At 59.1% G+C, this 20,220-nt stretch carries 13 protein-coding genes; 3 read left to right on the forward strand and 10 right to left on the reverse strand.

Going from position 1 to position 20,220, the window contains the following annotated elements:
• The coding region (locus ASC93_RS00645; protein WP_229412512.1) for a family 43 glycosylhydrolase at positions 1-1,902 on the forward strand (1,902 nt) is incomplete at its 5' end.
• A 123-nt stretch (positions 1,903-2,025) separates the two neighbouring features.
• Here ASC93_RS00645 and ASC93_RS00650 read toward each other — a convergent pair.
• The 8 genes from ASC93_RS00650 to ASC93_RS00680 form a co-directional block, all read right to left on the reverse strand.
• A complete protein-coding gene (locus tag ASC93_RS00650; protein WP_082547673.1) occupies positions 2,026-3,279 on the reverse strand; it encodes an AraC family transcriptional regulator in 1,254 nt (417 codons plus the stop codon).
• A 562-nt stretch (positions 3,280-3,841) separates the two neighbouring features.
• A complete protein-coding gene (locus ASC93_RS00655) occupies positions 3,842-4,978 on the reverse strand; it encodes an aldose epimerase family protein (protein ID WP_082547674.1) in 1,137 nt (378 codons plus the stop codon).
• Positions 4,979-5,252: 274 nt separating this feature from the next.
• Positions 5,253-7,220, reverse strand: coding sequence for a PA14 domain-containing protein (locus tag ASC93_RS00660; protein WP_056435466.1), 1,968 nt, complete (start codon positions 7,218-7,220; stop codon positions 5,253-5,255).
• Positions 7,221-7,824: 604 nt separating this feature from the next.
• Positions 7,825-9,240: an efflux transporter outer membrane subunit gene (locus tag ASC93_RS00665; RefSeq protein WP_056436790.1), complete on the reverse strand. Its 1,416-nt coding sequence runs from the start codon at positions 9,238-9,240 to the stop codon at positions 7,825-7,827.
• 9 nt (positions 9,241-9,249) lie between these two features.
• Positions 9,250-10,491, reverse strand: coding sequence for an efflux RND transporter periplasmic adaptor subunit (locus tag ASC93_RS00670; RefSeq protein ID WP_229412514.1), 1,242 nt, complete (start codon positions 10,489-10,491; stop codon positions 9,250-9,252).
• 149 nt (positions 10,492-10,640) lie between these two features.
• Positions 10,641-10,928: a hypothetical protein gene (locus ASC93_RS29345; RefSeq protein ID WP_229412519.1), complete on the reverse strand. Its 288-nt coding sequence runs from the start codon at positions 10,926-10,928 to the stop codon at positions 10,641-10,643.
• 88 nt (positions 10,929-11,016) lie between these two features.
• Positions 11,017-11,457, reverse strand: coding sequence for a DUF2147 domain-containing protein (locus ASC93_RS00675; protein WP_056436796.1), 441 nt, complete (start codon positions 11,455-11,457; stop codon positions 11,017-11,019).
• A 50-nt stretch (positions 11,458-11,507) separates the two neighbouring features.
• Positions 11,508-12,461, reverse strand: a complete 954-nt coding sequence (locus ASC93_RS00680; protein ID WP_082547676.1) for an SDR family oxidoreductase — start codon at positions 12,459-12,461, stop codon at positions 11,508-11,510.
• Positions 12,462-12,589: 128 nt separating this feature from the next.
• Between ASC93_RS00680 and ASC93_RS00685 the strand changes: the two genes are divergently transcribed.
• Together ASC93_RS00685 and ASC93_RS29350 are read left to right on the forward strand one after the other, a co-directional pair.
• Complete coding sequence (locus ASC93_RS00685; RefSeq protein WP_056436799.1) at positions 12,590-13,261, forward strand: TetR/AcrR family transcriptional regulator; 672 nt, start codon at positions 12,590-12,592, stop codon at positions 13,259-13,261.
• A 922-nt stretch (positions 13,262-14,183) separates the two neighbouring features.
• A complete protein-coding gene (locus tag ASC93_RS29350) occupies positions 14,184-15,494 on the forward strand; it encodes a PIN domain-containing protein (RefSeq protein WP_082547677.1) in 1,311 nt (436 codons plus the stop codon).
• A gap of 477 nt (positions 15,495-15,971) precedes the next feature.
• Here ASC93_RS29350 and ASC93_RS00695 read toward each other — a convergent pair whose 3' ends face one another.
• Both ASC93_RS00695 and guaA read right to left on the reverse strand, forming a co-directional pair.
• Complete coding sequence (locus ASC93_RS00695; protein WP_157201692.1) at positions 15,972-17,426, reverse strand: hypothetical protein; 1,455 nt, start codon at positions 17,424-17,426, stop codon at positions 15,972-15,974.
• A gap of 1,122 nt (positions 17,427-18,548) precedes the next feature.
• Positions 18,549-20,159 carry a glutamine-hydrolyzing GMP synthase gene (gene guaA, locus ASC93_RS00700; protein WP_056435476.1) on the reverse strand — a complete coding sequence of 537 codons (1,611 nt, stop codon included), beginning with the start codon at positions 20,157-20,159 and terminating at the stop codon, positions 18,549-18,551.
• Positions 20,160-20,220 lie beyond the last annotated feature (61 nt).

Genomic DNA, 20,220 nt, shown 5'->3' on the forward strand with positions numbered 1-20,220 from the left:
ACCGGCGCGGGCGCCTTCATGGCCAGCCTCTCCAGCACGGCCAAGCCGAAGCAGGCCACCGGGGCGAAGATCGAGATCCGTTTGGGCAAGCTCGACGGCCAGCTGATCGGCACGCTGCCGGTCTCGGGAACCGGCGGCCAATGGAAGCCGCAGGCTGTCCGGGTCTCCGGCGCCTCCGGCGTCCAGGATGTCTTCTTCGTGTTCCGCGGTGCGGCCGGCGAGGAACTGTTCAAGTTCGATTACTGGCAATTCTCCCATCATGACCTGCCCGCGGACCGCGCCTTCGGCGCGTTTCGGTCCGTTCCGGCGGCACGGGCGAATCGTGCCCATAATCCCCTGATCTGGGCAGACGTCCCGGACATCGCAATCATCCGGGTAGGGAAAACCTACTACATGAGCAGCACGACGATGCACATGAGCCCGGGCCTGCCGATCATGAAGTCGACGGACCTGGTCAACTGGAGCATGGCCTCCTACGCCTATGACACCCTGGCCGACAACGAAGCCTTCCGCCTCGAAAACGGCAAGAACGCTTACGGTCAGGGCTCCTGGGCCAGCAGCCTGCGTTACCACGACGGCATGTTCTATGCCTCGACTTTCTCCGCCACCGCCGGAGGACGCACCTACATCTTCGCCACGCGCGATCCCGGGCGCGGCCAGTGGAAAGAGACGAGTTTCGAGCCTGCGCTGGGTGACCACAGCCTGTTTTTCGACGACGACGGTCGTGTCTACATGGTTTTCGGGGGCGGTCGCATCTCGCTCATCGAGTTGAAACCCGATCTCTCCGGATTCAAGCCCGGCGGCGTGAACAAGGTCATCATCGAAAACGTCAACGCCCTCTTCGGCGCCGACCAGGGCGGGCTCAAAGCCGAGGGCTCGCAGCTCTCCAAGATCAACGGCCGCTACTACCTCTTCAACATCGCCTCGCCCAAGACCCGCTGGGCACGCACCGTCATCGTCCACCGCGCCGACACCATCGACGGTCCCTACGAGGGCCGCATCGCGCTCGATGATCGCGGTATCGCCCAGGGCGGCCTCATCGACACCCCGGAAGGCAAATGGTATGCCTATCTTTTCAAGGACAACGGCGCGGTCGGCCGTGTCCCCTACCTCGTGCCCGTGACCTGGAAGGACGGCTGGCCCGTGCTCGGCAAAGACGGCGAGGTGCCCATGTCGCTCGACATCCCCGCCGGCGGACAGGGCCCCTCGGGCGCGTCCGGCATCGTCGCGTCCGACGAATTCGACCGCTCGCCCGGTGCCCCCGCCCTGCCCCTCGCCTGGCAATGGAATCACAATCCCGACCCGCGTCACTGGTCGCTCACCAAACGCCCTGGCTACCTGAGCCTGGTCACCGGCCGGGTCGATTCCAGCCTGCTCGAGGCCAGGAATACCCTCACCCAGCGCACCTTTGGCCCTGACAGTTTCGCCACGACCAGCATCGACGTGAGCGGCATGAAAGACGGCGACTGGGCCGGCGTGGCAGCTTTTCAGAAAATGTATGGTTTTGTTGGCGTAAAGATGAGCGCCGGCGCCAGATCTCTCGTCATGGTGAGCGCCGACTCCGGCCAGCCCGAGGAGATCGCCGCCCTTCCCCTCTCCGGCACAACCGTTCACCTCAAGGTCGAATGCGTATTTCAGTCTGCGCCTGAAGAAGCCCGTTTCAGCCTCGGCGAGGGGGGCGCCAAGATCTACGGCATACCAGGGGCGCCTGAAGTCGCCCGCTTCTCCTACAGCCTCGACGGCAAATCCTGGACCCCGATCGGGCGTCCCTCGCGCCTTGTCTATACTTTCCCGCACTTCATGGGTTACCGCTACGCGCTCTTCTATTATTCGACGAAGACCGCAGGCGGCCGCGTCGACTTTGACTACTACCGGATCGGTCAAAGCGGCGTCTCCCGCTGACCGCCGCCCGCCCTTCGCCTCACGCTGGAGTGAACGCGCGCCCCGCAGGCGAAGACGCCCGTGGATCGCGCGCAGTGCTTCGAGAAAGCGGCCGCGCTCGGCGCCGCCAGCGGAAAATGGCCTTTACGGCGCCGGCTCGCGCGCGTCCTTTTTGCATGCATCGCGGAATGCCTTGGGCGTGCATTGGTATGCTTCCTTGAAGAGCTTGATGAAATACGAGGAATTTTTGTAGCCGACCGAATAGGCAATTTCCGCAATACTGGCACCGGTGTTTTCCACCAACAGGCGCGATGCTTCGGTCAATCTGAGCTTGTTCAAGTAACCGATAAAGGTGTACCCCATTTCCGCCTTTAATATGTCGTTGACCTTATTGCGGTTGACGCCGGTTTCCGTCACCACGGTCTCCAGATCCAGTTCCGGATCCGCATAACGTGTCGCCAGCAATCGCAGAATGACGGATTTTCCTTTTTCCCGATGCGTCTCCAGCGCCAACTGCTGGTACGCCACCAGCGGCAAGTCTTTCTGCATCCGCGCATGAAGGTCATTGGCCAGGGTCACCGCGTACTGCCTGACGAACCACAACCCGAAACCCGCCCAGGCTACCGCCAGGAACGCGGCGAGAAAATACAGGTAGCCATATTTCCGCTCGTGCATTTCGATGTCCGCGATTTCGATACGCGACGGGATGCCGACGCGGCTGGCAGTGCTGGTGCCCACTTCGATCTGCGCAACCTTGGCCAGCGAGTAGCTCAGGTCGGATGGGTTGAGCTTGTTGAAGTCGACCCACCATTGCGGAACAGTCAAATGCGCCAGATCGAGTTCGGCATGAGCCCCGTCCTGATCGCAGTTAATGTATGCCGACGGCGAGCGGTAGGTCATCAGCTCATCCAGTTTGGACAGCTTGTCATCGAAGGTGGTCAGGCTGACCCGAATGGTACCGGCGGGGAAGCAGCGTGCCTCGAAACTGATCTTGCCGAATCTGGACCAGTCGAGCAATGCCGGTTTGCCGTTCCTGTCTCTGAAGAGCAGGCCGCTCGATACATAGGGTCTGGAATTGCTGCCCGACAGGACGAATTCCATGATCAGACGCGCGCCATCGACTCTCGCATTCAGGCTGGTTGTCGCGTCGTTGCCTTTGTGCGTTCGCAACTGCCAGGAAAAATCTTCCTGCCCAAACAACGGGACGCGGTGATAGCTGCGGCTGACGCAAAAATACCCGGTCAGTATGCTCATACCGAGAAGCAGGATCAGCCAGACCAATGCTTTTGAATATAGCGAACGCATGTCAATGAAAATTGGCGGGTCCGACAGCGGCGAACCGACGCACGGGTTCTGTCGCATCGTTGAGCGCCAGACGTATTTTTCCGTGCCGGGCATGGCCCCGGCTTATGCTCGACGGACCAGTCCCGCCAGCGCGTAAAATCGGCCGGCAACCGACGTGCCGACGCCGCCGATCGTGCACTGGCATGCCTCGCTGTTCCATGAGCTTCTCGTCGTGTCGGTAGCTTAGCGGTCAAGTCGCGTACCGGCGAATATGGAACTCTTGCATATAGGTCAGGTACTAAACTGCCGCCGCGCACACCTGTTGATGGCTACGGTCCCGGCATCATAACAGGCGGGGTATGGACGATCCCAGGGATTTTTGCAGCGGATCAACCGGAATCCGGCAGGCTGCCGATCTTCCGGTGTCATACAAATCTGTTCTCAGGACAGCCAATCCCTGCCGACGTTCACCACGACTGGAACAAGCAAGCCCTGATCGGTACGCCAAGCGGCGCAGGACATGGTACGGCATGTGAACGATGATACCGCCCTGAAGTCGCGCCATGGCCGATACCATCAGAAGGCCGTGCCGGATGGTGCCAGCCATTGGCGGACCATGCCGCCCCAGGAAAGGAAAAAGCCCCCGGAATCAGGGGCTTGGGTTACGTCACGACGTTCAGCCCACCGAGAAGCGGAAGCGCATCTCCGTCTCGTACACCTGGCCCGGGCGCAGAATCGTGGTCGGATAGTCCGGACGGTTGGGCGAGTCCGGGAAGTGTTCGGGTTCGATCGCGAAGCCGCTGCGGTACGCATAGGTGTGGCCCTTGCCGTGGAGCGAACCGTCGAGGAAATTCCCGCTGTAGAACTGCACGCCGGGCTCCTGGGTGAACAGCTCCAGTACCCGGCCGGAGTGTGGCTCGCGCACACGCACCGCGCGCGCGAGGCTGCGGTCGCCGCCTGCCCGGTTCAGCACGAAGCAGTGATCGTACCCTTTGCCGTTGCGCAGTTGCTGATCCGCCTCGCCGATGAACTTACCGATCGGATGCGCCTGGCGGAAGTCGAACGGCGTACCCGCCACGGGGGCGAGCGGGCCGAGCGGAATCAGGCCGGCGTCGACCGGCAGGTAGCGGTCGGCGGCTATCGTCATGTCGTGGCCGAGAATATCCCCGTTGCCCGCGCCGCGCAGGTTGAAGTAGCTGTGCTGTGTCAGGTTGACCGGGGTCGCCTTGTCAGTCACGGCATGGAATCGCACGACGATTTCGTTGGCGTCCGTCAGGCTGTAGATCACCGTAGTGTCCAGGTTGCCGGGATAGCCCTCCTCGCCGTCCGGGCTGCGGTAACGCAGCGCCAGGCTGTCGCCCTCGATGGCAGCCGTCCATAACCGCTTGTCGAAACCTTGCTTGCCGCCGTGGAGGTGGTGATCGCCATCGTTGGTCGCCAGCACGTAGTCCTTGCCGTCCAGCGCGAAACGTCCATGTGCGATGCGGTTGCCGTAACGTCCGATCAGGGCGCCGAAATAGGGGCCTTTCACGAGGTAGGGTTCGAGCGTATCGAAGCCGAGCGCCACGTCGGTGAAGCGGCCGGCGCGATCGGGGACGTGGATCTCGGTGATGATGCCGCCAAAATCCAGGATTTTGACCAGCACGCCGTTCTTGTTCTTGAGCGTGTACTGGGTGACATGCCTGCCGTCGGGCAAAGTGCCGAACGGCGCGTGCGTGATCCCGGCGAGTGTCCGCGCGGTGCTTAGCGAGGAAATTGCCGCCACGGCGGTGCCGGCTGTCGCGCCCAGGAAGGCGCGGCGAGTGAGGGTCATACATGTCTCCATTGTTTACGTGAAACCGTTGAGTTCATAGGCCTGACAGGTGTACGTCCAGGTGAATTGGTGACCGGGCTGGAGACGGGGGTACGTCATACGTTCTGATTTTCACGCAGTCATCCCTTACCTGATCCGGCCAACCACGGTTCGTCATCCACGCAGTCGGAACATCATCTTCATTCGTGCCGCGGAACAGAAAATGCCCCTTTAGGTGTCGAGCGTTTTCGTGCGCAAGCTGCTGTCGTGTGGCGCGGTTTGAGCGCGCCCGGAACTAGTCCGGCACCACCGTCACCGGCTGGCGCGGCATGCCGGCCGAGGCCCAGCTCAGATGCATGCTGGACGGCCCGCTGGCGTGAACGTACTCGACGCGGATCGGATAGCCGCGGCCCGCCTTCAGTGCGATGCGCCCGTCGACCGTCGCGCGGCCGGCGGCAGTCTTGTTCAGCACCAGCACCTCGTTGATCCAGACCCGGGCCACGTTGTCACTGTCGACGTAGACGGTGTACACCCCGCCTGCCGGCGGCGCCAGCGTGCCGCGCCATCGGATCGCGTAATTGGTCTCGCTGACACCGGCCGATGCGTCGGGCGAGGCCGTGCCGCGCTCCGTGTTCAGGTCGAAATCCACGAGCGGCGTGACCGAGGTTTTTTTCAGCGTGTCGAAGTTGCCGTTGTAGTACTCGACCTTAAACACCGGCATCCTGGCAACCGGCCCATTGAGCGCTTCCACGTCGGCGATCGCCCACGGGTGGCCGTCCGGATAGACCAGTCCATGGAAGGGCGTGGCCGGCTCCGGCGCACCGTCCGGATTGTTCCAGGCGAAGCGTGTGTTGCTGCGGCCGATGCCGAACTCCCAGATGACGAAGCCGGTCCTGGTGGCGCCGTAGTGGGCGACGATGCCTGGCACCGTCTGCGTGCCGCGGTTCATGCTCTCCGAATTGAATACCGTCGGGCCGAAAGGTCCCGGATAGGCGGCGTCGTAGGAATGGAAGGAGAAGAAATCAGAAAAATACCAGGGCTCCCACTGCTGCACCGACGGGGAGCCGACCGGTATCGTGCTGCCGGTGTCCTTGATGGCGATGCGCGCGTCATTCATCAGCACCACGTTCATCGCGCGCTCGCGGTTGGCCGAATTGCAGCCCGCTTCGTTCATCTGCTCCCACGTCAGGATGCGCGGGTCGTCGCGGTGCGCCCGCACGATGTCCTGCACGTAGGCGCGCACCTTGTCCTTGTAGACTTTGTAGTAGTTATTCTTGACGTAGGCGCCGGGCGACTGCACCCAGCGGCTGTTGTGCCGGCCGGGTATCGGCGCGCCCTGCTCGCCCAGATGCGGATTCGGGTCCCAGCAATCGTCGAAGAAGATAGGCGCCACGCGCATGCCGTGCGCGGCCGCGCTGGCGACGAAGTTCTCGAATTTTGCGAGCAGACCGACGCGGTCGCGCTCCCATTCCAGATAGTGCAGGTACACGGCCAGGGTGTTGATGCCGTAGACTTGAGCGTAGCGCAGCTCGCGGTCGACGATGGCGGCGTCATAGTTCTGCCACCACTCCAGGTAGTTGACCACGTTCGTCGGCACGTACACCGCGCCCTTGACGTGCGAGAAGTCGTAGACGGGTACGGGCACCGTGCCCAGGTCGCGCAACGCGACATGGCTGAACTTGGCCGCGGCGCCGTCCGCCCGCAGGCCGGCGCCGCCGCTCATGTACATGTCGTCGCCGGCGCTGAGCATGTGGTTGCCGTCGACGTACACATCGATGCTCTTGCCCGATGAGACCAGTTTGAGGTGGTAGGACTTGCCGGCCTCCAGTTCCAGCGGGTAGGCGATCATCTCGGTCCAGCTCTTGCCCTCTGCCTGCGGGTCGGTCTTGTCCTTGTACTGCCCTGAGCCGAGGCGGGCCAGCACCACGCTGTTGCGCGCCGTGCTCAATCCGACATAGTAGCCGTGGTAGCCAGCCGGATTGGCGTCGCCGCCGTCCGCCTTGCCGCTGGTGCGGAACTCGAAGCCGGCATCGCCGCCGGCGCCGACTTCCACATCGGCCTCCATGCTCAGGCTCTGGTAGACGGCGCCGTCGAGCAGCGTCCTGGAGACCGCGCCGGCGGCGACGCCGTGGCGGTCGCCTTCATGGGTCCATGACGCGCCACGGTCGGTCCAATGCGAGTCCGGAGCGGCGGCGGCAGGGAACGCTCCCGCCAGTAGAAGCAGGGTTGCAGTCAGCGCATTCGCGGCGCATCGTTTCATCATCGATATCATTGGTCAGTTCCTCAAGGTGCGCGCCTGCAAGTGCGGCTGCTAAAACGCCTGGTAACTTGACAATACTGATGGGTTTTCTTGTTTATATCAACATTAATTGTTATAAATAGGTATATGCCTTTGGAATGGCTGGGGCACGAACACGTTCGGGTCACCACCATGCACAACATTCCAACAACTATTGTTGTGGCTAACAGAAGTCTTTGCGTGCGCGAAGCGACCCGCCCTGCCCGGTCAACGTCAGCAACCCATCAATCCCAACTGGGCTCAAGCCGATCGCGCCGAGGGACCTGACCGTGTCGCTGTGGAAGGGCATTGATCCGCAGCTGGCAATAACAGGTATTTCGCAATGTCCGGCTTAGTGTTCCGCACTTTGTTGCGCTGTGAGGTATCCTGTCGAACCCCCACCTGATCGCCACCGTGCCCGAGGGCTACGCGCGCGAAGGTATGGCGCCGTTCAAACTGCGTTATCTGCCGCATCCGGTGCATGCGAAGTAACACAACGAGCCGGGGAACCAGTGGCTCAGGAGCGTGATCGCCGAGCTGGCGATCGACGAGGGCGTCGGTCCTGGCCAGGCGTCCCTGCCGTCCTTGATCAAGTTCTTGCGGCAGGCGAATTGCCTGGGCGTTGATCGTCCTTCCAACCACCGCCGAGTGCCTTATACAAAGACACCGTCGCCTGCAGGCGCCTCAGTTTCAATTTCCCCATATCGTCCTGCACGTCCGATAATGCGCGCTGCGTATCGAGAACCGTCATCAAATCTTCGGCGCCCGACTTGTATCGGATTTCCGCCAGGTCGTACGCCCGGCGCGCCTGCTCCAGTTCGGCTGTCTTCAAGCGCCGCTGCTCATCCAGGCTGCGGATCTGGCCCAGCGCCGTATCCACTTCCGACAGGGCGGCGATCACGGTCGCGCGATACACCTGGACCAGTTCCTGTTTGCGGGCGATGGCGAGGTCGCGTTCCCGCTTCAGCCGGCCGCCATCGAAAATCGGCGCCATCAGCGAGGCACTGACATTGGCGAGCAGATTCGGGGCATTGAGCAGCGACAGCAAGGCGCTGCTTTGCGCGCCCATCGCCCCGGTGAGGTTAATGCTGGGGAACAGGTTCGCCCGAGCGACGGCGACATTGGCATCGGCGGCAGCCAGGTTGGCCTCGGCGCGGCGGACATCGGGCCGGCGCGACAGGAGCTCGGACGGCAAGCCCGGGGACACCTCGGGCAAGGTAATCGTGTCCAGTCCATACTGGCCGACGGAGAATGTCTGCGGCGTTTTGCCGAGCAGGATTGCCAGCGCCGACTGCGCTTCGCGCTCCTGCTGCATCAAGTCCGGTATTTCCGATTTTTGCTGCGCCACGGCGGACCGCTGGCGCGCGAGATCGAGCGTCGAGGCGGCACCCGCGCTTTGTTGTACCTCGACCAGCTTCAGGACATGCTCGGCGTTCGCAACGTGCTCGCGCGCGACGGCAAGCCGGTCATGCAGCGACAACACCTGCAGATAGGTCGAAACGATGCCGCTGGTGACCGTCAATGCCACGGTTTGACGGTCGAAACGATTCGCCTCGAGCGACGCTTCCGCGGATGCCACGCTCGCCTTGTTCTTGCCCCAGAAATCGACTTCGTAGGACACCTGCAGCGAAGCGCCGGCGGAAGTACTCGCGCTGCCGCTTCCGATCGGCATGGCGCGGCTGGCGTCGCCGTAAAAATTTGCAGTCGGCAGCAAAGACACGCCGGCAATGCGCGCCTCGGCCTCGGCCTGCTTCACGCGTGCCAGTGCGCCCGCGAGTTCCAGATTGCTGGACTGGCCTTCATCGACAAGATGCGTCAGTTCAGGACTACCAAACCGCTGCCACCAATTCTTGTCAGGCCACTCCTGATGGTCCGGCGCTCCGGCGAGGGTCCAACCGGCAGGCAGGTCGACCTTGGGCGGCGGCTCGGCGATTGGTGCATGGCTGGCACATCCCGTCAGCACGGAGCAAGTCAACAACGTCAGCGTCAAGGCGCGGTGTGTCATCGGCATGCCTCAGGAGCCCGATGCCGTAGCGGACTTCGTGCCGGCATCCGCTGCAGCCGCCGCCGGAAACACGTCGGGCACGGGGCCGACCAGTACCTTGTCGCCTGCGGCCAAGCCGGACAGGATCTGCACCTGCTGCGCATTGCGCAATCCGACCTTCACCGTGCGGGCGCCGACGTGTTGGCCGGCGTCGAGCACATTGACCTTGTACTGGCCGTCCCCGTCCTGCACACCGAGGCCGTTCGCCGGCAGCAGCAACGTATCGCGCGCCTGCGCGACGACGAACTGCACCTGCGCACTCATGCCGCTCATCAATTCATGATCCGGATTCCTGACCTCGAACAGGACAGTATAAAAGGCCTGCTTGCCCTGCTCGCCCGTGCCGTCGGCCGGGATGGGAATAACTTGGCGCAGCTTTCCCGACCAGTGTCTTCCTGGATAGCCAGGGGTCGTGAAACTCGCTGCCATGCCGGGCCGCAAGCGCGTCACATCGTTTTCCGCAACGCGCGCGGCGACCGTCATGTCCGACAGGTCGGCAATCCGGAGCAGCGGTGCGGCGGGTTGCGCGGCAGCGAGCATTTGTCCCGCGCGAACCGCCATCGACACCACGGTGCCGGAAATCGGCGACCTTACCAGCGTTTTCTGACGCGCTTCCTCGTCGATTTTCAATGTTGCTTCGAGTTCGTGGATCTGCGCCGTGATCGCATCGACGCGCGCGGTTGCCGATGATGCGTTCATCCGCGCCGATTCGAAGGCCTCCTCGCGGGTCGCGTTTTGCGCTTTCAACTGGGTCTGGCGCTTGAACTGAAGCTGGGCGAATTCGAGTTGCGCGCGCTGGTCGGCCAGGTCCGCCTGCAGTCGGGCCATCTGGGCACGATTGCTTTCGACTTTGGCTGGTTGTTGGGCCGGCGTGATTTCGAGCAGGGGCTGGTCGGCCTGGACCGTGTCACCGATGGCGACCAACACCTCTTTCACCTGTCCGCCAATCTGGGCGTACGCGTCGGCCCATTTGTGGAGTTGAACCTTGCCGGCCGCGTCGACCGTTTGCTGGATGTCGCCGCGGCGCGCGGTGACGGTGTCGAGCTTGACGGTGTCGAGCTTGACGGGTGCGGGTGCGGATGCGGCTGTGGCCGCGGGCGGTGACGGTTTGGTTGCTTGCGCCAACACGGGACTGGCGCCGAGCACAGCAGCCAGGGAAAGCAGCGCCGCTGCCACGTCGCGGGAAGACACGCGCCGGGCGCGGCTGGCCAAGGGCGATGTTCTGTCTTGTTGATCAGCAGGCATGGGACCACATCAGAAAAATTCCGAGTATACACACATTCCGGGAGCCGCTGACCGCCTTGCAAAACTTATCCCGTCCTCTCGACGGCAATCGACAACGACTTGGGTGTTGGCAAATCTCATCGAGCGCGCAAGGCTGCGACAGGAGTTGCAATGCGTTCGGCAAACGCAGATTGCGTGAATCCGGACTTCTCCCGTGCATGACGTACGATGATCCGCTCCGGCGTTGTGACACGCCCAAGTCCGGCCTTCGCTTCAACCAGTACCTGCCGCAGATCAGGGAGTGCTTCGCCTGCATCGGCCTCGATTGCCGCAGCCACTTTTTCAACGTCGAAGTGCTTGGTGCCCGTGTCACACTGCCTTTTTGATTTCAGCGGGGAGCATATTGGTACGTAGCGCTTTAGCATAAACCGCAACTATCGCTGGCAACGCTCGGTACGCCAGCGTTCGCGTGACACCGGCCGACATGAATGCGCTACGTCGATTGACCATGGCTCATTCGACCCTGGTCCAACGCTGGCTGCGGAAGAACGGCCCGATATACCCGCGCACTTCGAGCGCCTTGCCGCCCTCGATCAGCTTGAGCCGCACGCCGTATACCTTACCGTTGTTCGGATCGAGGATGTCGCCGCCTCCCCAAGTGCCGTCACCTGAGGCCTTCACATTGCGCATGATCGTCATGCCCAGCATCGGCTGGTTCTTTCGTTCGTCGCCGCATAGCGTGCACTTGTCGTTCTGACGCGCTGGGTCGAGCAGTTTTTCAAGCTTGCCGGTCTGAACCCCGGCCGTTTCGCTGATGCGCACCAACGACAGCGGCCGCTTGGTGTCATCGTCGTACATCTTCCATACGCCGACCGGGGTACTCTGCGCTAGTGCGGCGCCACCGGTCATGGTGAGGGCCAGCGTCAAGGCGATCATCAGATTACGTTTCTTCATGGGTTGCTCCTGGTTGTAGTACCGCTGTGCTGCGGGATTCGTCTCGGTTTTCACTTCGATTCCACCAGTGCTTCGCTGGCGTTCCACAGCCGCTCGGCGACATCATCGTCGAGCGCCACTGGGTTGGGCGAACGCAGGGGCCATCCGCCGGCACGGGAAGTCTTGTCCTGGTAACGGGCGATCTGGCTGAAGTAGGCGCCCGATTGCTGCGCGACCTCCGGCGCCAGCAATGCGTGCAGCGTAGTCTGGGCGCCTTCCCATGGTTCGATCATGCCTATCAGGCGTTGTACCGGCAGCAGCAGCAGGCGCTGCAGCCACTTCGGCAGCGGCATTTTCATCAGGTTGGTGCGCACGAAACCAGGGTTGACGCTGGCGGTCATCACACCTGTGCCGGCCAAGCGGCGGCCCAGCTCTCGCGCGTGTAGCAGGTTGGCCAGCTTCGACTGCGCGTACGCCTCCCACGTATCGAACGGGCGGCGCTCATAGTTCAGGTCATCGAAGTGGATCTCACCTTTACGGCCCATCGCGAACTCGTGGAAGAAGCTCGACAGGTTAACCACGCGTGACGGCGCCCCAGCCTTGAGCGCGTCCATCAACAGGTTGGTAAGCAGGAAGTGCCCAAGGTGGTTGACGCCAAATTGGGTTTCGAAACCATCCTTGGTGCGGCCGAACGGCGTATTCATCACGCCGGCATTGTTGACTAGACCTTGCAGCTCAGGATGGTTGCGGTTCACCTCGGCCGCGAAAGCGCGCACCGACTTCAAGTCGTCCAGCTCCAGCTGGTACACGATCAGCTTGGCCGCCCCCGTTTCGTGGCGGATCTCGGCGGCTACGCGGGTCCCCTCGTTGACGCGCCGCACACCCATGATGACCGTGGCGCCCTGTTTCGCAAGTTGCTGGGTGGTGACCAGGCCGATGCCAGAATTGGCGCCAGTAACGACGTAAGTCTTGCCGGTCAAATTCTGGCTAAGAAGTTCTGAACGAACCATGAGTGGGGTAGACATATTGCGCTCCGCTGAATGGTATAATAAGGAACCAGTGGTCTTCAATATAAAAGACCGCTGGTCTCTTGTCAAGCGATACCCCGCCCGAAACAGTCGAGCCACACATCACTTTTTACCGATTGATCTTTATGACAACACCAGATCCATTTCAACGCGCGCGTCGGCCAGAACAAAAAGAGGAGCGCCGCCGACACCTGCTGGACACTGCGAAGGCGGCCCTGCATGCAGGCATGGATGTGAGAGAGCTGGGCTTGAACGAATTGGCGCGGCAGGCGCAGATGACCAAATCGAACGTGTATCGATATTTTGAGAACCGCGAGGCACTTCTGCTGGCCTTACTGGAGGAGGAGTCGGCGCATTGGAGAGACGATCTGGGCGCCCGACTCGCTGCCGCCCCGCGAATCTCGCCGGAAGTCATCGCTCGCGACTTCGCCAGCGCAAGCGCGGCCTACCCGCTGATGTGCCACCTGTTCAGCATCTTGCCTTCGATCATCGAGCGCAACGTTTCGACCGAGAGGCTAACGGAATTCAAGCGCAGCTCGTTGAAATTAATATCGGATGTGGCCGAGCAACTTCATCGCTTGGCGCCGGCGCTGCCGCTCACCGCATATGTGACGTTCCTGCGGTTAGCAATGGCACTGATGATCGGATTGTGGCCGCTCGCGAGCCCGGCGGTGGCCCTGAGCAGCGTGCTGGAGCTACCGGAACTGCAACCGTTGCGCTATGAATTCGAAACTGATCTCGCTACGGGCCTGCTGCTGGCGCTTCGGGGCTTGGAATCATCGGCCAACGCCGGGTGACACACCAATTCCGGCCTGAGCAGGTATCTCTGCTCAGGCGAGCCGAAAACATGGGGGGCTGAATGCAAGTCGATCAGGCGTCCCGCATACAAAGAATCGCAACGGTGATAGGTACCATGAAAAATGCCATTGACGATACAGTAAAGTCCGTCAACGGCATTCGATTAACCCAATAAAATCAAAGGGTTAAAAAATATACTTACTCCCACTCGATGATCAATAGCTGAGCTAAACCTATGAATCAATTAGCATTTTTACGGCACTTTCGGTACGGTCCCATCCTCGATACCACGCAAAGTCATCGATTCTTGACTCGGCAACAACGAGCATAATCTTGATTTCACCCTACCTCGACCACTATCCCCGCCGTTAAGCTCTATGTTCATGGTACCGCGAACGATCCGTTGCCAGGCAGCTTCAAACAACCCGCCGCGCCACAACGGTTGGGGCGGTTCGACTCTCCATTCAGGCGGGTTGGAGCCGGTTTCCTGCTCCCAGGGGCCAGTTAGCCTAGCCCCATCGATACTGGCTCGACTCTAGGCTACCCGGTCGTGCTCGCGTAGCCTTTCCAACAGGATCGTCAGTATCCGTTAGACTGGGGGAAACCGGCCGAATCTCATCAATGGACCGCAAGCACTTGCATGAGGACTTCCATTTTTTTGAGCGGATGGATCTGGTTCGAAGGGCCTGATAACCAGAGAGTAGTGGGTCACGCGCCGGGATGTCGTACGGACATCAATAGAAAAGCGGCACCGGAGTGTGCTGCGCTCGCGTGCGGGGCATATTCCTCTGCACCTCCGCACCTCCGCACCTCTGCACCTCTGCACTCTCCGTGTCGTATGTTACCGATGTTGCCAAACGCACCCTTCCGTGGCAGCATAATCTTCGTCAAATCAAACACCTGCAGCGGAGCCACAAGCAAATGGGCGGAAACGAGAACACTGCAGTAATTTTTATCGATACGAACGTCGCCTTACACTACAAACGGCTTGATCAGATCGACTGGAAGCGTGAAGTCGACGAGAAACGCTGCGAAATTGTCGTATGCTCGGTTTTTCTAGCGGAGCTTGAGAAGCATAAGGTCGAGCATTCGAATAAGAAAATCAGAAAGCGTGCAGGAGAATACTCGACTTGGCTGGCCAAGAAGTATGACGATCCCGTCGTCCGTACGGGAGCTCAAATACGATTCCTCCCTGATGAACCGATGATCGATTTCGACGCCTATCGTCTTGACCCCACCAATTTCGATGATCGCCTAGTCGCTGCAGTAATCGAACTCTCCCAACAAGAATCGAATTCGAGATTCTACGTCATGACCGCTGATCTGGGGCTTACGCTGAAACTTCGTTCTCGAGGCCTGTCTGCCATAAAACCTTCCGATACGTACGAACTTCCGGAAGAAGTGAGCGACGAAGAAAGAGAAAACAAAGAGCTGCGCGCACAGCTTGCAAAGCTGACACACCGCATGCCGAAGCCAACTCTCCAGTTCAAATCCGGTGAGCAGATTCTTGTGGTGCAACAGCAGACACTTTTACCCAAAGATGCGTTTATACAGGAAGCGATGACCAAGCTCCGGTCAAAGCATCCGTTCATGGATACTGCCCCAGTTGACAACCATTTCAACTCCCTAACAAAATCGCCCACAATGCTTCAGATTGGGCAAACAGTTAGAAGTCTCGCTTTAAATCGGGACCGAATTTATAACTCTAGTCTACAAAATTACTTTGTGGAATACGAAGGTTACCTCGAACAGTGCTACGTGTACGGACTTCACAGAGCTGCAATATGCAAATTGGATCTGATCCTCTCAAACCTTGATGGGTCAATGCCCGCCAATAACGTTGACATCTATCTGAAATGTGAGAAACCCACGAAGCTGCTAACCGAGGACGATTGGCCAACGGCGCCAAAACGTCCGATTGAGCCCGAACAACCTGGAGTCTTTGGCACAACAAGCTCCAGGTTGAATGTGCCATTAATACCTCAAATTCGAACAATGGCGGACGTGCTACGAGATGCAGACCAAACCCGTCCACGCCTTACGACAACTAAGGGGAACGCGACATTTTATTTGCATCAGATCAAGCATCGGCAAACCTCTGACCTATTACCGATATGGCTCGATTTTTCGACCCTGAAAGAACGCGACAACGTCTTAATCAGTTTCGAGATTCATGCTTCGGAAATCCTCGAACCGGTAACGGGGACACTACATGTCCGCATTACGAGATGACCGACATCGGCGGGTTGCCGGTCATGTCGGTCGGCTTCAACTTCAGCACGGACAGTTAATAACTCCAGTAGCTGACATACAAAGCCGACGGCTCAGAAACCGATCTATCCCACGTTTCAACATCAACGGACGCAAATAAATCGCCCTTACGGTCACGCAAGACGCCGTCATTAGCGACCGGGAGCGCTAGGACACTTCCTTCAAACTCCTGTCAGTTCACACGCGACCATGCTCACCACCGGCGAGCAATAATCAATCCGCTTAATGTCGCCTCAAACATGAACCTTCCCTGGCTGACTTAGGTGCGGTACTCACCCACCCCGAGCCGCCAAGTCCTGCGCAAGAACATCCGTACCACGTTACACCCGCGCTGACTGTTGCACGCGAGTCGTGCAAGCGCATGCAATTCGGAATCAGGAGTCTTGGGTGGCCTCGACATATTCCGTTAAGCGGACTGGCGGAAGTCCACAAATTTGCTCAGTTGAGGTAACGCCCAACCCGGATGGCATTCAGTGGAGTTGTCGCCTTGATCCGTTGAAGAGCTTCTTTCGCTTTTCGGCTGATCTCGACTTTGTCACCATCCCATTTGAGACTCCATTTGATCAGACTGGCAAGTTTGACGTCGCTATGCTCTTCCAAGAACACGGCTTCATATTCCTCAACCGTAGCCTTCAACAAGGCTTCGATATGTTCAGGGTTATATCCACTGTGTTTAACCATAAATTTCAAAGATTCGTCGAGACTCGGAAGGCGCACAAGAGAAGTATGAGCTTCGTCAAATTTCGTACGAAGGACTACGTCGTCAATGGAGCCACCGAACGGATGGCCGCTTAGATCGAATATTTTAGGCTGTGCCTGATGTGCCTCGATGTATTTTTCAATTGATTCGTCGGCCAAGTCGCCACGACCAAGTTGGCGCAACATCCACACAGCTCCATTAAGATCGTTTACCCCGATATATTCCACCTCATTAGTCAGAATTCGGCGAATGTCCGCTATGAACTCGTCGGCGGTTCCGGAGAAGTTTCGATAGAACCGGTCCCACACTTCATGCAGTGCGGTGCTGCGGTCTCTGTTGACAATTTCATCATGAAGTTGCTGAGCCGCTTCGACGAAACCAGTTCCCGCAAGATAGCCCTGCTCCACAACTTTCGCCAGCGCGAGATCAAGATCATTTACATGATTGAATCCATAAGCTTTAAGCCGCCCAACCCATGGTAATGCGATATCTTCCTCGTCGTTTCGCTTCTTGACACTGAACAGGACATCGTTCCAAGCGTCTATTTCGGTGACGTTTGGGGTAGCAGGAGACGACGCATACGAGCACCAAGAAAACAAGACGGCTGACGCGACGGTATCCGCCACGACGTTTTCGTGCATCTGATCGATCGCATCAACGAGTATGCGCACGATCTTCTTGATTTTTTGAAGAATACGGACGTTTGTGATCTCGAGGTTTTGCACGTGCGGCCAGATCAGTTTGCGAGCAGTCTCACCTTGCGCGAACACCAGATCAAAAGCCTCCCGTACTGTTGGGGCATAACTCACCTCGAAGTCGACCACCTTTTCCCTATATGAGCGATACACATCGGCGCAAGAAAGCCTTTCTGAATTAAAGATGAGCGCTATTTTGCATCCGCGCTCTTCCTTGAGCTCGTTAATCAGTCCCAAGATTTCCTCGGGCTTAAGATAGGTTTGGCGTTCGAAATCGTCAATGCAAATCAGTGTCTCTTGCACAAAATTTGGAGCGAACGTCTCCAAGCCGAGCGACACCGTTCCGCCATGAGGAAAGGCATTAATTAAGGGCCTAACTCTGTCCATGCCTTTCCTCAATAAATCCTTCGATAGCTCAGCCCATTCATTGTTCACGACCGACAAAGTGAGTTTGCGCTCCAAGGACTTGAGGGACACAGTTTTTAAAAACAATGCCATCCTCAACTCCTTCATCGAAGTAATGCCAAACAGCGAAACATAACAATATTTATTGAATTGAATATGACTTTTGCATTCTCGCAATTCCTCGTTCCAGATGTACGTCTTTCCGACACCCCATGCGCCAGTCAAAGCTAAGACATCATTGCTTGTACTTGTTAAAAATTCTTTGAGTACCTGCTTCGTAACTTTTACACTCAAAATATCCTCATCAATTAAACATTAATGTGTGCAGAGCAACACTTAAAGTTCCCACCAATGGGCGCAACGCGAAGTAGTTGCTGTATCGACGTTGGCTCCGCTTGCGTTTCTATTCTTTGGCGGCAACCGGTCACTTCGAAGTGGAGGTTTAGTAAAACACCTGATAACTAGAAGAATTTCAGATGACCCACCTTCGCGAATCATCGCTGAGCCGCAAATGACAAGTATCTCGCGCGAGTCAGTGTGCGGCTCGTGTGATCTCGTCCAGATATTATGGCAACGTCCATGCTCTCCAGTGTTGATCGGCACTCACGGTGTCCAGCAGCGACAATGGCTCTGCAGGAAATTTTCCGCACAGGCCGAATTCGTGGAAAATGACTCCTTCCCTCTGAGGGCACGAGAATGCTAACCTGGAGTTCCCACACTTCCGGTGAGGAGAAGGCGATCGTCACAAAAGCTTGTCTGCGTTGCATGACATCAGTTCACCGAGATCTCGTATGCAAGCTCATCATGGGCGTCTTCTGAAGATAAAGCTCACATTAACCGGTCTTAAAAGTTCACCTGATTACCTTACCCGCCGCCAAGTCTTCTTTAAGAATTAGTCGAATTTCCATAACATGGAGAGGATAAATTACGGTGTATTGATTTGATTTCTCACTTCGTTTGCGAACTGGATTAGCCGCCCCTCAATATCACACAATTCCGTTAGGATCGACCCGACGCCCATGACCGCTTCGCTACCGCAATAAGATACGCAGCGATCCCCATAGACAAACGCGTACTGAGTCAGGACTTTAGGCCCACCTATCACTAAGCTTGAGTGACCTCAACACCGTGTGTTCACCTGCGTTATCCTGCAAAAAGCCCGCCATGGGGGGCGGGCTTTTAGGGACTGCTAAGTTAAGTTTCCACCAGGAAACTTCACTCCCACTCAATCGTCGCCGGCGGCTTCCCCGAAATATCGTACACGACGCGATTGATGCCCCGCACCTCGTTGATGATGCGATTCGACACCTTCCCGAGCAACTCGTGCGGCAAATGCGCCCACTGCGCCGTCATGAAGTCCAGCGTCTGCACTGCGCGCAGCGCGACGACGTATTCGTAGGTGCGGCCGTCGCCCATCACGCCCACCGATTTCACCGGCAGGAACACGGCAAACGCCTGCGACGTGGCTTCGTACCAGTTCACCGGGGCCTTGCCCGCATCGATGCCCGGCACGCGTGGCGATTCGAACGGGGTGTTGCGCAGTTCTTCGATGAAGATCGCGTCCGCTTCGCGCAGCAGGTCGGCGAACTCGCGCTTCACTTCGCCGAGGATGCGCACGCCCAGGCCCGGGCCCGGGAACGGGTGGCGATACACCATGTCGTGCGGCAGGCCCAGGGCGACGCCCAGCTTGCGCACTTCGTCCTTGAACAGTTCGCGCAGCGGTTCCAGCAACTTCAGGTTCAGCGTTTCCGGCAGGCCGCCCACGTTGTGGTGGCTCTTGATCGTCTGGCCTTTCTTGCCCTTGCCGGCCGATTCGATCACGTCCGGGTAGATCGTGCCCTGCGCCAGCCAGCGGGCCGCAGTCAGTTGCTTGGCCTGCTCCTGGAACACTTCCACGAATTCGCGGCCGATGATCTTGCGCTTCTGCTCCGGATCGTTGACGCCAGCCAGGTGGCCCATGAACTGGTCGGACGCGTCGATGCGCAGCACCTTCACGCCGAGGTTTTTCGAGAACATGTCCATGACCATCTTGCCCTCGTCCTTGCGCAGCAGGCCGTGGTCGACGAAGACGCAGGTCAGCTGGTCGCCGATGGCGCGGTGGATCAGGGCTGCTGCGACACTGCTGTCGACGCCGCCGGACAGGCCGAGGATGACTTCATCGCTGCCGACCTGGGCGCGGATCTTTTCGACGGCTTCGCCGATGTAGTCCGGCATGTTCCAGTCGCTCTTGCAGCCGCAGATCTCGTGCACGAAGCGGCCGATGATGGCTTCGCCCTGCGTCGTGTGCGTCACTTCCGGGTGGAATTGCAGCGCGTAGAAACGGCGTTCCTCGTCGGCCATCGCGGCGACCGGGCAGGAATCGGTGCTGCCCATCAGCTTGAAGCCTGCCGGCATTTCCAGGACCTTGTCGCCGTGGCTCATCCAGACCTTCAGCATGCCGTGGCCTTCGCTGGTCACGAAGTCGTTGATGCCGTTCAGCAGTTGCGTGTGGCCGCGGGCGCGCACCTCGGCGTAGCCGAATTCGCGGACCTTTCCGTTCTCGACCTTGCCGCCCAGTTGCGCGGCCATCGTCTGCATGCCGTAGCAGATGCCCAGCACGGGCACGCCCAGTTCAAAGACGGCTTGCGGGGCGCGCGGCGAATCGCCTTCGAGCGTCGAGTTGTGGCTGCCGGACAGGATCACTCCGGATGCGCCGTAGTTGCGCACGAAGTCGTCGCCGATGTCGTAGGGATAGACCTCGGAGAACACGCCGGCGTCGCGCACGCGGCGGGCGATCAGTTGGGTAACCTGGGAACCGAAGTCGAGGATGAGGATCTTGGAATGCATGTAATGGTGATGGTTGAATGGTGGGCACGGGGTGCCCACCCTACGTCAGATGGTATTCGTA

The sequence above is a fragment of the Massilia sp. Root335 genome, from assembly GCF_001425685.1.
In the GTDB taxonomy this organism is placed as follows: Bacteria; Pseudomonadota; Gammaproteobacteria; order Burkholderiales; family Burkholderiaceae_D; genus Telluria; species Telluria luteola.